Source organism: Mastigocladopsis repens PCC 10914, assembly GCF_000315565.1.
Classification (GTDB): domain Bacteria; phylum Cyanobacteriota; class Cyanobacteriia; order Cyanobacteriales; family Nostocaceae; genus Mastigocladopsis; species Mastigocladopsis repens.
This window is the reverse complement of the sequence record NZ_JH992901.1, coordinates 1,243,828-1,255,708: the sequence shown is the minus strand read 5'-3', so window position 1 is coordinate 1,255,708 and position 11,881 is coordinate 1,243,828. Positions and strand designations below refer to the sequence as shown.

General features: G+C 43.2%; 13 protein-coding genes. 7 read left to right on the top strand and 6 right to left on the bottom strand.

All coding sequences use genetic code 11. The features are described 5' to 3' along the window. The first annotated feature begins 65 nt into the window (after positions 1-65). The 4 genes from MAS10914_RS0107795 to grxD all read left to right on the top strand — a co-directional run bounded on the left by MAS10914_RS0107795 (position 66) and on the right by grxD (position 2,758). Positions 66-872 (top strand): lysophospholipid acyltransferase family protein, encoded by an 807-nt coding sequence (locus MAS10914_RS0107795; protein WP_017315358.1) that lies wholly within the window; start codon positions 66-68, stop codon positions 870-872. A gap of 252 nt (positions 873-1,124) precedes the next feature. Beyond that, complete coding sequence (locus MAS10914_RS0107790; protein ID WP_017315357.1) at positions 1,125-1,745, top strand: hypothetical protein; 621 nt, start codon at positions 1,125-1,127, stop codon at positions 1,743-1,745. A 357-nt stretch (positions 1,746-2,102) separates the two neighbouring features. Beyond that, positions 2,103-2,354, top strand: coding sequence for a BolA family protein (locus MAS10914_RS0107785; protein WP_017315356.1), 252 nt, complete (start codon positions 2,103-2,105; stop codon positions 2,352-2,354). An 80-nt stretch (positions 2,355-2,434) separates the two neighbouring features. Further along, positions 2,435-2,758: a Grx4 family monothiol glutaredoxin gene (gene grxD, locus MAS10914_RS0107780; RefSeq protein WP_017315355.1), complete on the top strand. Its 324-nt coding sequence runs from the start codon at positions 2,435-2,437 to the stop codon at positions 2,756-2,758. A gap of 285 nt (positions 2,759-3,043) precedes the next feature. Here the strand turns inward: grxD and MAS10914_RS0107775 are convergent, their stop codons facing one another. After that, positions 3,044-3,286, bottom strand: coding sequence for a DUF6761 family protein (locus MAS10914_RS0107775; protein WP_017315354.1), 243 nt, complete (start codon positions 3,284-3,286; stop codon positions 3,044-3,046). A gap of 560 nt (positions 3,287-3,846) precedes the next feature. Between MAS10914_RS0107775 and MAS10914_RS0107770 the strand changes: the two genes are divergently transcribed. After that, positions 3,847-4,614, top strand: a complete 768-nt coding sequence (locus MAS10914_RS0107770) for a response regulator transcription factor (protein WP_026082408.1) — start codon at positions 3,847-3,849, stop codon at positions 4,612-4,614. Positions 4,615-4,698: 84 nt separating this feature from the next. Here MAS10914_RS0107770 and MAS10914_RS0107765 read toward each other — a convergent pair whose 3' ends face one another. From MAS10914_RS0107765 to MAS10914_RS0107745, 5 genes are all read right to left on the bottom strand, one after another. Then, complete coding sequence (locus MAS10914_RS0107765) at positions 4,699-5,478, bottom strand: ABC transporter ATP-binding protein (RefSeq protein WP_017315351.1); 780 nt, start codon at positions 5,476-5,478, stop codon at positions 4,699-4,701. Between the two features lie 150 nt (positions 5,479-5,628). After that, positions 5,629-6,195: a hypothetical protein gene (locus tag MAS10914_RS0107760; protein ID WP_017315350.1), complete on the bottom strand. Its 567-nt coding sequence runs from the start codon at positions 6,193-6,195 to the stop codon at positions 5,629-5,631. Between the two features lie 79 nt (positions 6,196-6,274). Next, entirely contained in the window at positions 6,275-7,204 is a 930-nt protein-coding gene (locus tag MAS10914_RS0107755; RefSeq protein WP_017315349.1) for an RpnC/YadD family protein, read from the bottom strand. A 10-nt stretch (positions 7,205-7,214) separates the two neighbouring features. Next, positions 7,215-7,652 (bottom strand): DUF4079 domain-containing protein, encoded by a 438-nt coding sequence (locus MAS10914_RS0107750; protein ID WP_026082407.1) that lies wholly within the window; start codon positions 7,650-7,652, stop codon positions 7,215-7,217. A gap of 123 nt (positions 7,653-7,775) precedes the next feature. Further along, positions 7,776-8,168, bottom strand: coding sequence for a DUF1830 domain-containing protein (locus MAS10914_RS0107745; protein ID WP_017315347.1), 393 nt, complete (start codon positions 8,166-8,168; stop codon positions 7,776-7,778). Positions 8,169-8,703: 535 nt separating this feature from the next. Here MAS10914_RS0107745 and MAS10914_RS0107735 point away from each other — a divergent pair. Further along, complete coding sequence (locus MAS10914_RS0107735; protein ID WP_026082406.1) at positions 8,704-10,296, top strand: photosystem II high light acclimation radical SAM protein; 1,593 nt, start codon at positions 8,704-8,706, stop codon at positions 10,294-10,296. A gap of 93 nt (positions 10,297-10,389) precedes the next feature. After that, entirely contained in the window at positions 10,390-11,787 is a 1,398-nt protein-coding gene (locus MAS10914_RS0107730; RefSeq protein WP_017315344.1) for a DICT sensory domain-containing protein, read from the top strand. The last annotated feature ends 94 nt before the right edge of the window (positions 11,788-11,881 follow it).

Below are 11,881 nucleotides of genomic sequence, written 5' to 3'. Positions count from 1 at the left end.
AAGTGTCCAGTTGGTGCTACACAAGTCAGGGAAGAAAATCTACGGTGTATTTAACAGAGTTTTGAATGTATTCAACCCAACAGCCAGCAGCCACCGTCATGATTGAGTTTAACTCTTCCTCCGATACTTCTTGTGATAATCCTGCTACGACGCCAGCAAATGCTAAGGTGGCTCACATTACTACCTCTCGGATTTCTCCTTGGTTAAGCCATGTGGCATATTTCTTGGGCGGTCACTTTCTTCTACCGTTATTCTTTGGGGACATTAGAGTCACTGGACAAGAAAACCTTCCCAATACTGGTCCTATTATCCTTGCGCCCACCCATCGGGCGCGTTGGGATCCTTTGCTCTTAGCATACGCAACTGGTCGGTGTGCGACGGGACGAGATTTGCGATTTATGGTAACCATCACTGAGTGCCAAGGGTTGCAAGGCTGGTTTGTCCGACGCTTAGGAGGCTTTTCTGTAGATCCTCAACAACCTTCAATCACGACTCTTCGTCATAGTGTTGAACTCCTTGAACATGGGGAAACTTTAGTTATTTACCCAGAGGGTGGCATTTTTCGCGATGGAAAAGTTCACCCATTAAAGCCTGGAATAGCTCGTCTGGCTTTGAGTACGGAATTCAGTCATCCTGGATTAGGTATAAAAATCATACCTGTCAGCATTAATTACAGCCAACAATTACCTGCATGGGGTACTGATGTGAGTATTCATATTGGACACCCAATAGAAGTCGCAGATTACACTAGAGGAGCTTTGAAACACAATGCTAAGCGTCTTACGACTGACTTAACAATGGCTCTCCAAAAATTAAGCCATCACGAATCAAAAGTCAGTTGTCGAGCATTTGCAGAAATGCCCAATTCTTGATTTGTCCTTTGTCTTTGTCATCGCTCATGACTAAATACCTAAAGTCGATTCCCTGGTATTGAGTCGCCCTAAGTCTTGTGATGCCAAATCAATAACCCACAATTGCTAGTGCCTCGCTGATATGGGTTTAATCGATTTTCACTTTAAAATCAGGGAAACTTAATATACGGCTGTTTGGTCAAAGTTCAAAACAGAGTTAAGATACCCGAAGTTTCTATAACTGTTTTTTAGTGATCCTTACTAAATGACCTCATGAACTTGTCTGCAACCGTTCCCATATTTCGCTTCACTTCTTTAGCAGTAATAGCAGCCCTCAGTCTGCTCTCACCTGTCAATGCTCAGGTAAATCTACCAAGTGGCTCTAGCCAACCACAACCTATTGATCCCAACGATCCAAATAACCTCCGTCCAACAGGACAAAATAATAGCCTTTTGAGCCTTGAGGGGGGGAAGCGTTTAATGACAGAGGCTGGTAATGCAGTTTCTTCCCAAAACTATGATGCAGCTGCAAAGAAACTTCAAGAAGCCCGAACCGTTTTTAATCAGCTCTCTAATTTCTATCAAGAGCTGAACTCTAGCTTTTCTGGAATTGACAATAGAGTTGCTGATACCCAGCGGAAAAAGGCATTAGAAACTGCCCAAATGCGGGATGAAGCCACCTACCAGCTAGCATTAGTACATAGAGCGCAAAATAAGCCTGAATTAGCAGTACCATTGCTCATTCAAATAGTTAAGAGCCAAAACCCAACACGGGATTTAGGTAAAAAAGCTTATCAGCAGTTGTTGGAGTTGGGCTTTGTTGATGCTCCGTTTCCTAAAGGGGGTAGCAGCGCCTCTTCCCCCTCTCCCTCTTCCCCCTCCCAGAAGAAATAATCAAATTACCTCTGTTCTCACCTCCTCACCTCCTCACCTCCTCACCTCCTCACCTCCTCACCTCCTCACCTCCCCATTCAGTTGAATGGTAGAATGAGAATACTATCGATGGTGGGGACTCTTGATATTTGAATCCCTATTAAGGTTTGAAGTAGATGTGGTCAACTGTTACACATTGAATTTGTGTGATATTAGCAGCTAAGATGTCTACCAAAAGTAGGTTGTATAATTTTGAATTTTGTGCCTCCTGCGGAGGATGTGCGAATTGCACATAGCATACACGTAGGGCATGTTTTGAATTGCCCTGATGCGGAGGTTAAAATCCCTATTAGGGTTTGACATTATTTAGGAATTGCGATGATTAGTCCGCAGCAAGTTGAGGAAATGATCAAGGGAGAACTGCCTGACGCTCAAGTTCAAGTGCAAGACTTGACTGGAGGCGGGGACCACTATCAAGTGACAGTAGTTTCATCGCAGTTTGCAGGTAAAGGACTGGTGCAACAGCACCAGTTGGTCTATGGTGCCCTTAGGCAAGCCATGTCTAGTGAAGCGATCCATGCCTTGGCACTAAAAACCTATACTCCCGAATCTTGGCAAAATAGTCATTAGTTATCAGTAAAGACTAATGACTAAGGGCAAAAGACAATATCAGCAATTAGACTAAGAGCAAATCAGGAAACAAAAAGACGATGACCCCAGAACTCAAAGAGCAACTTGATAATTTGATGCAGCAAAACAAGATTTTGGTGTTTATGAAGGGAACCAAGTTAATGCCCATGTGTGGTTTCTCCAACAACGTCGTGCAAATACTAAATACCTTGGGAGTTCCCTTCGAGACGGTTAATATTTTGGATGACGCCGAACTCCGCCAAGGAATTAAAGAATATTCCAACTGGCCAACAATTCCCCAAGTGTATATAAACGGTCAATTTGTTGGGGGTTCAGATATCTTAATTGAACTGTACCAGAAAGGCGAATTGCAGCAAATGGTGGAAGTTGCACTGGCTTCATGAAGTTAAGCTTCTCATAATTAGCAGTTAGCTTTCAGCAAAAACAATCCTAAAGATCCAGCGTTGCAGGAGGGTTTCCTTCTAGCAACGCTGGTCTTACTGAGATTTAAGTGATGAGTGTGCTAATGAGTCAGCACACTCATTACTTATGACTCGTTGTTCAGGACTACTTAGCTGTAATTGTAAAGAAATATATCCAAATTGCCAGACCACTGGTATGCAGATAATTATATATGTTATGATCATCTGCGTTGCTGTGGGGATACTATTTAGAACTGAGAACAGGTTTTAATAGTAATCCGGTTGTGGTTGCGTCATCGTAAAGTTAGAAACATCGTGCAAGTAGCGATTAGCCTCCTCTTCTAAGCGATGAATCAGATACGGTTCAATGGCGTTACCGTGTCGCAGTGCGGCTATATAGCCGTCCAAATACATCCGCATATCATCGGTACGATAGCCGCGATTCCATAACTCGACGAAGGCGTCCGTTAATCTTTGGTAATAGCGGATGGTTTGTGTGTCTTGGAGCATAACTGCTGGCAGAAAACTGTTTGGAATAGAGAATGGTAATTTATCGAAGCTCAGATGTGAAGTCTCACTTTCAGTTTGGCATTAACTAAAAGAAGATATCTCCCCCAAAGGGAAATCTCACGAGCAGCTAAAGACTATCTCGATCCTATTCCAGAAAAGTGGGAATATGATTATCAAGTAAGCTATTGTTATAATTATTTCAACCAATAGCCAGTCTACCGTGAGGGGTGTAGGTATCAATCTATCCAACACTATCGAATCTGCTTGCACCATAAAGCTGAAAAACTCTTTTGGTAACGGTTAGCTTGTTTGGTGACACTTTTTTGGTCAATAGCACCCCTTTTTGAGCAGGATATTTCATCAAAAACATTTTCACTTAGTCTAACAAAAATTTAAGAATATTACTAACTTGGCTTTGGGCAAGGCACGAATTAAACACCTTGCCAGTATTGGTATTAGTAAATATGAAGCCAATAGCAATTGAAGTAACAAGGATTACAAAACCTAAGACATAGGCTTTGTTACTTTGAAAGTCATGCACGCTAAGGGGTCTTGCCACCGTGGGTTCGGTTTGTATTGAAATCATTGAGGGAAATCCCCATCTGAGGTCATTGCTTGGCTGGCACTTGCAACAACTGGACTATCGGGTGCATCAAGCTGCAAGTATCTATCAAGCTAGAGAAGTGTTTTTAAGCCATCAACCAACACTGGTCATTCTTGATGCTGATTTACCTGATGGTGATGGCATTGAGTTCTGCCGTTGGTTGCATCGTCAGCAACAGCCTTTAATCTTAATGCTATCTGCTCGGAGTAATGAAGCTGATATCGTCGCTGGTTTGAAAGCGGGAGCAGATGACTACCTCAGCAAACCTTTTGGGATGCAAGAGTTTCTTGCACGGGTTGAGGCAATTATTCGCCGTAAGCGCACACCCGTTGCACCTGCTTACTTGGATTATGGCGCTCTGCAAATTGATTTAGTACAGCGACGCGTTCGCTTCCAAGGAGAGTTTATTGACTTAACACCACAGGAATTCAGTTTACTATACGTTTTAGCACAAGCTGGAGGAGTGCCTTTGAGTAGGTCTGAACTACTACGCCGTGCTTGGCCCGATGCCATAGACAACCCACGTACCATTGATACCCATGTACTATCATTGCGGAAAAAAGTTGAATTAGATCCGCGCCAACCTAGTTTGATTCAAACTATCCGCAATGTAGGATACCGATTTAACACAGAAATTTTAAATGCTAATCTTCCAGATTTACCACCAAAGTTACCTAAACAGAGGTTCACCAATCAACGCTCAACGATTAGTACTCAGAGGTAAGGGGAATGGGTAGTGGTTAGTGGGTAGTGGATAGTGGCAAAGAAAAGCTAATAACCAACAACCAATAACTAACAACTAACAACTTTAAAATCCAAATTCATCTTGCGCCTTTGCTTGCGTCAAGCTTTCTCGTAAGTTAGCCCAGCTGATCTCAGATGCTTCTTGATTGACAAGTAAGCGACCTTGCTGTAAGTACAATAACCGTGTACAAAACTTCTGGGCTAGCTCTAGCTGGTGGTTTACCATAAAAACCGTTGTTTGATAACTTTGAGCAAGCTGGTTTAAAATTTCTATAAGATTCTTAGCACTACCTGCGTCTAGGGCAGAGGTTGGCTCATCTAACAATAAAATTTTCGGTTGAATAACTAAACCACGAGCGATCGCCACGAGTTGTCGTTGACCCGCAGAAAGTTGGACCTCAGTTCGTCCAAACCATTCATCTGGAATTTGCAACTGTTCTATCGAGTGACTCACACGTTGCTCAATTGTCTGTTTGGGTAAACCACGCAAAACCAGGGGATAAGCGATCGCTTCTTTGACGGTCATTCCCAACAGCTTGGACTCTTGCAGTACCAGTGTCACTAAGGAGCGTAGCTGCAATACAGGAATTTGGCGATACTCTTGATTTTCCAGATAGATTTTACCGCTCGTAGGTGTACTTAAACGGTTCAGGAGGCGTAATAAATGAGTTTTTCCTGCACCCGATGGTCCAACAATAGCAACTCGTTCTCCCTCAAATACCTCAAAGGAAATATCCTGCAATATTGGGTGTCCCAGCGGGTTACTCTTCCCCTGAGTTTTCAGGTTGGCAAACAGGCTGACTTGTTCTAAGCGCAGTTGTGTTTTGGGGGTAAGTTTCCCCATCTGCGTGTTTTGTTGAATCTCCAAATTGAACCCTTGTATGATGATTGTCCTTAGCAACGGATAAAATAACGGATGAGTTATTCGTGCGACGACAAAAAGATAGGATAGCCGCGACTTCCGCTACAAAATCCTGTACCTGTGATATTTTTTTTAATTTATGTTACCTTGCGCTAATGCTGTGGCGATTGTCCAGCCATCAACCAACAGCAGCAACAGTGTAAAACCAAGTAAAATTAAATACATCCAAGGTTGTGCTAAAGGATAGACATCTGTGGTGTCTATGCCTGTCCTTTCTTGCACAAGTTTCACCAAACGAGCAAATCCGGCTACACGCATTGGTAGTAGATAAGCTTGTCCTTCCTTGCTCAGGAAGTAGTAAACTAGTCCTCCTTGACCCGTAGTGCGGAGTTTTAACTCTTTTACTTCAGACCAAGGTAAAGACCAGCCTTTACGAAAAAAACGCGGAACCCATTTAGGATAAGTGACCTGAATTCCTTGGTCATCTAAAATCACGCGTTCGCTCAACGCTGCATATAGGGCAATAAAACCAATAACTATGCCCACCCACAAAAGCGCTGGCGTTACGGGCGCACCTGTTACCTGAGAAAGGAAAGGTAATGGTGTGGTAAGTGCCACATATAAAGACAACAAGGTGATTCTAATTAAAGGGGAGAGACGAAAAATAGAAGACGAAGTATCGGCTGAGTTGGCTGTCACGGCTTAATCACATATTGTGTTTTCAGTAAATACTAACTAGGTATAATGAAGAGGCAATTATTATTAAAGATTATCGTTATCAATTTCTGTCAGCACCAAACCTAGTTAACAATTCTTGGCGCGATAATTCCAGCAACAAGGGGCTATATTCTTCTGGTGGTAACTGTAGTATTGTCTCAACTACTCCCAAGAGTTCTGCATCTAGAGTCCCAAATCGAACTCTTAGCAAGTTTTCCACCACTAAGCGTTGTCCTTCTTGTCGTCCTTCTTGTCGTCCTTCTTGTCGTCCTTCTTGTCGTCCTTCTTGTAAGGTAGCTTCGCGCCATTCTGAATAAGCTTGGGACAAGTTCATAATTAACTCCTGGTCATCTTCAGTTAAATTTCCCTGATTTATCAGAGTGATACGCCAACTAGCAAGCAGTTGTTGGACGTTCTGACGTAATGGGTTATTTCTTGGAAGTGCTAGTAATTCACTAACGGCTTGGCGTTGGGTTTCTCCCTTACCTAACATCCTCAGCAAAAGAGTCTCCTGTGTTAGAGGTAACTGGTTAATTGCTACTACAGATGTCCTCAACGCTTTAGCCAGAAAGTAAACTCCAGGTTGCCAATTCTCTAAATCTAATGTAGCGCCAAAATCATGAAGCAAATTTTCCGATGCAGAAGTTGCCAAAATCCATAGGCGAGGTAAATCATCTTCTGGTAAGGAAGTACTCTCACGCCTTGCTTTGCGCTGCAACTCGCCATAGTAAGAAAATAGTTTGAGGATACAATTACGTACCTCAGTTTTATTAGGTTGATTGCGAAAGGGTTCGAGCAACGAAACCCCCGTCGCAATTTTACCAAGTAACCCCATTTGCAGGTCAGCTTTGGAAGATGGCGCAGGGAAAAACAAAATATCAACTTGTCGAACTTCATCAGTTATTTCGCGACTTACTTCTACCTTCCCTAAAGGAGAAAGTAATTCTTCTAGATATTGCTTGGCGAACTGGTCGTGAGGCTGTCGGGTCATTTGTGACTCATTATGGTAAATACTTTTGTACCACACTCCAGCCTGTAAGCGATACCCAGATGAAGCCACAGAACAGGGCAATGTTAGCGCTAATATGAAGACGTCTTGCCCAAGATCGTCCCGCATTGATGAGTAATGCACTCCCACCAGACAGCAAAACTAGCACCACTACTATCAACCCAGCAATTAAGTGTGGCGAGTGTCCCAAGGAACCAAAGTGACCTAAAGTACCGATAATACCAATGAGTAGCAGAAGCAGCACTAAACTTACCATGCAACTGCCGATTAAGTAGTGAAGAGAACGCAACCAGCTAGGTCGTTCTTGCTGTAGTCTTCTGGTACGAAATATCCAAATACCCGTTACCGCCAATAGCAAATACGCTAGTAGCGATAAACCCATCGACCATGCTGCTATTTTCCACAGCCAAAGAAAAGTAGGTAGATCCATAGTAAACATTGTAGATAATATAGAGACGTGCCATGGCACGTCTCTACAGATAGATAACTAAATCTAATAAACAAAAAAGGGCTGCTGACTTCAGCAACCCTCAAACTAAGCAAAATTGTTTTTTTAATCAATGGATACTAAACCAGCGACTTGTAAAGGTTTGATGAAATCTCCGGTTGTTGTATGAATTTGCACAATTGGTTTTTTATTGATAGAGTCGATTGCTGGTTGTGAGTTTGTATCAAACTCATAAATGCTAGGTTCATTGATTGCAAGGCGATCGCACGGAATCGTATCCGATAAAATTGCACTTGCCATCATGCCGGTATGAATCTCGAGTTGAGCTTCTCTCGGAGCTTCAAACACTAACCTTTGTCCAGGAAAAACAACCCGTTCAAAGTACCAGTTGGGAATATTTGAGATGCGAGCCACCTGTATTTTGCTTGTGGCATTAACGTAGCAGCAGAACATCTTACCCGATTGCTCAGGTGGTAGAGGATCTAATATTTGAGCCATAACTGCTGAGGAGCTTTACGCCACTATTTTATATTACACCAGTCAACCTAGCACTGGCTGATCCCCAGCTGCTGTAACCCCGACTACCAACTGAAGTTTTCTATATTATTTCTATCTTAAGATATGGGTGTATATGAAAAATTTGTAAAAATCTATGCCTTTTCCGCAATTGTACATTATGGTCGGGCAAATATAATGTTCGCCGGTTCACAAAAAAATAACGAAGGGAGAAATCGAGTTGCCTTTGGTGCGCCTCTACCCCATAACCAAGATATGTGGATCATCGCTTTGCAAAGAGAGTTGATATTATTGTAAAGCTATCATCTAGAAAAAATCTTTATAATTTTATAATATTTATATCTATAAATTATGTATTTCATGGTTAAGTTGATTTAGCTATTTCCACTGCTATCAACAAAAAAACGGAGTAATCAATAATTGGCTTAAATGTCAAGTAATATTAAGATATAGGACAAAAACAAAATAAACACTTCTTTAAAAGCTATTACTCTCGCTTTCCCTTGAAAACAGCAAGATGGAAGTTAAAAGACCTGTAATGGACAACCGAATTCTCTACGTTCGCCTTCCTTGTAACCCCATCTTTCCAATTGGGGTAATTTATCTTGCAGATCACGTCCACAAGCTGTTTGATACCATAGAACAGCGGATTTTTGATTTGGGGACAGTACCACCTCTAGATTATGCTGCTGCCCTGGATAAGTGTATAGATGAATTCAAGCCCACACTACTAGTGTATTCGTGGCGGGATATTCAAATTTATGCGCCTGTTGGTGGACGTGGCGGTAACCCATTGCAATATTCCTTCGAGTTTTTCTACTCCCGCAATCCATTACTCAAGATAAAAGGGGCTATTGGTTTGTTGCGGATTGCGTCGGGATACTACGGTGAGTTGTGGCGGAATTTGGGCTTAATTAAACGGGGCATTAAACGCGCTAAACGTTATAACCCCCATGCTCGGGTGATTGTCGGTGGTGGTGCTGTCAGCGTCTTTTACGAGCAAGTGGGTAAAAGCTTACCCAAGGGAACAATTGTTTCGGTGGGAGAAGGCGAAACCCTGCTGACAAAACTTTTAAGCGCTCAAGAATTTCGCGATGAAAGGTGTTATGTCGTAGGAGAAGATAAACCACGCGATCGCCTGATTCACGAACAACCCGCTCCTCTAGAAAAAACTGCTTGCGACTACAACTATATTGAAAGCATCTGGCCGGAATTTAACTATTACCTGCAAGAACAAGACTTTTATATAGGTGTCCAAACTAAGCGTGGTTGTCCCCACAACTGCTGTTATTGCGTCTACACTGTCGTCGAAGGCAAACAAGTACGCATCAACCCAGCGGAGGAAGTCGTTGCTGAGATGCGGCAATTGTACGATCGCGGCATTCGTAACTTCTGGTTTACCGATGCCCAATTTATCCCAGCGCGAAAATTTATGAGCGATGCTGTAGAACTCTTACAGAAAATCATCGATTCTGGCATGACAGATATCCACTGGGCAGCATACATCAGAGCCGACAACCTCACACCAGAGTTGTGTGACTTGATGGCGAAAACCGGGATGAACTACTTTGAAATTGGTATTACCAGTGGTTCTCAAGAACTCGTGCGGAAAATGCGGATGGGTTACAACCTACGAACAGTTTTGCAAAACTGCCGCGACTTGAAAGCCGCTGGATTCAACGACTTAGTTTCTGTCAATTACTCATTTAACGTCATTGACGAACGTCTTGAAACCATCCGCCAAACCATAGCCTACCACCGTGAACTCGAACGCATCTTCGGTGCGGATAAAGTCGAACCTGCGATTTTCTTCATCGGTTTGCAACCCCATACCCACCTCGAAGAATACGCCTTCAAAGAAAATATTCTTAAACCAGGGTATGATCCGATGAACATTACACCTTGGACTGTCCAGAAAATGCTCTGGAACCCCGAACCCCTCGGTTCATTCTTTGGTGAAGTCTGTTTGCAAGCATGGCGACAAAACCCTAATGACTTCGGACGCGAAGTTATGAAAATTTTAGAAGAAAAGCTGGGTTGTGCCGACTTAGAAGAAGCACTTTCTTCACCCGTTGAGACGAAAGAAAAACAACTAGTAAGCGTATCATAGAAGACATGATGAGGAAGATGAAGATGTTGCTTCCTCATCGCCTTCATTTCCTCTGCGCCCTCTGCGCCTTTGCGGTTCATTTTAAGAAATCTCATGTTAGAAGGCTCAATTTTACAAAAGCTAGAAACAGCCCATCGCCATAGTAAAAGACCAATTCAATACGGCGTTTACTATAAAAACACTCTGGTTTCCCTGTGCCATGCGTTGGAAGATCACATCTTAAGTGACGACAGTACACCCTTAGTCATCACAGCCTTCCAACGGGGGAAATGGTATCTGCAAGAAGCCGAAAGATATGCAGATATCGCCAAAAAAGCCAGCCAAGTTGCTATCATGGCTTCCCCGGATACAGGCTTTGCCGAACATCCTACAAGCCAGCTGCCGAATGTGAACATAGTCGCCATAGATCCAGGCGATCCAGTGGCGCAGGAGTGGCATCTCATTATCTTATCACCCAATTACACAGCAATGGTAATTTGTCAAGAATTATCAGAAGCTGATTATGGTTCCACCGGGCTACCCGCATCAGACGTAGAGCGCAAATTCTATGGATTGTGGACATTTGAGCCAGAGTTAGTGCAAGAAACAGCTCAATTAGCAATTTCCCACATCGAAAGCTACAATTCAGAACTGGCAAAAGAACTCAAGGCACACAAAGACACCATTCAACCTCGTCTTGCCACTCCAGAAGACCTGAGTTCAGTGGTTTCCCGCGTCGTAGATTACTTGCAAACCGGGCAAGTGAATATATCCGTATCTACACAGACTCGGCATCAAGCACTAGATCGCAATTTAGTTTCTAACGAAATTCAAGCATTTTTGCGGATGGCGCAAATGATAGATGCTGCTGATATAACCAATCCAATGGCAGCAGCGGAAGTTGTGGCACTCTGTGAAATAATGGCGCAACTTTTAGATCTTCCCGCATGGCAAACGAAACGTCTACGCCTTGCAGGGTTGCTGCAACGTATAGATCCATTACAAAGAGCCGAAAGCGTTCTTTCTCCTGGGACTTCCACCCGCTACCAAGAAGATGCGCCCAGTAGTCCCTTGAGTTGTCCCTTAGTACCAGGAGCGCAAGTTTTACGAACAATGCCACGACTGCGAGCGATCGCACAAATTATTACACATCAAACCGAATGGTGGGATGGTACAGGGGAACCAGCGGGGTTAGCTGGGGATGAAATTCCCTTGGAGTCAAGAATTTTGGCATTAGTCGCCGACTTCCAGTGGCGCGTGAATCAGAAGAAAACGTCTCAGTTCAGTCGGGAGGAGATATTTGCTCAAGCTCTAGAAGAGAGTAAACAATTACAATCGTACCGCTTTGACCCCAAACTTGTAGATACACTAACTTTGTTAGTCATGGGTTTGCAACAAGGACTGGACTTACCCTTGATGTCACCCAAAGTTAGCACTGGTATGTGGCTGCTTAATAGTAGGCTAGATAGCGAAAGTAAGACTGGTGAGCAGATGAGTACTTACGGCAAATAAAGCAACGGCTAGCCTGTAGCATAACGAATGTCACGGATAAGTTATCTGTATTCACCCAGATAAATCATCCGTCACTAACTTTTACGCGAAATTT

Coding starts and splice junctions, on each gene's coding strand:
- MAS10914_RS0107730 (WP_017315344.1), top strand. CDS start 10,390: ATGTTAGAAGGCTCAATTTTACAAAAGCTAGAAACAGCCCATCGCCAT.
- MAS10914_RS0107775 (WP_017315354.1), bottom strand. CDS start 3,286: ATGCTCCAAGACACACAAACCATCCGCTATTACCAAAGATTAACGGAC.
- MAS10914_RS0107795 (WP_017315358.1), top strand. CDS start 66: ATGTATTCAACCCAACAGCCAGCAGCCACCGTCATGATTGAGTTTAAC.
- MAS10914_RS0107735 (WP_026082406.1), top strand. CDS start 8,704: ATGGAAGTTAAAAGACCTGTAATGGACAACCGAATTCTCTACGTTCGC.
- grxD (WP_017315355.1), top strand. CDS start 2,435: ATGACCCCAGAACTCAAAGAGCAACTTGATAATTTGATGCAGCAAAAC.
- MAS10914_RS0107785 (WP_017315356.1), top strand. CDS start 2,103: ATGATTAGTCCGCAGCAAGTTGAGGAAATGATCAAGGGAGAACTGCCT.
- MAS10914_RS0107750 (WP_026082407.1), bottom strand. CDS start 7,652: ATGGATCTACCTACTTTTCTTTGGCTGTGGAAAATAGCAGCATGGTCG.
- MAS10914_RS0107755 (WP_017315349.1), bottom strand. CDS start 7,204: ATGACCCGACAGCCTCACGACCAGTTCGCCAAGCAATATCTAGAAGAA.
- MAS10914_RS0107765 (WP_017315351.1), bottom strand. CDS start 5,478: ATGGGGAAACTTACCCCCAAAACACAACTGCGCTTAGAACAAGTCAGC.
- MAS10914_RS0107790 (WP_017315357.1), top strand. CDS start 1,125: ATGAACTTGTCTGCAACCGTTCCCATATTTCGCTTCACTTCTTTAGCA.
- MAS10914_RS0107745 (WP_017315347.1), bottom strand. CDS start 8,168: ATGGCTCAAATATTAGATCCTCTACCACCTGAGCAATCGGGTAAGATG.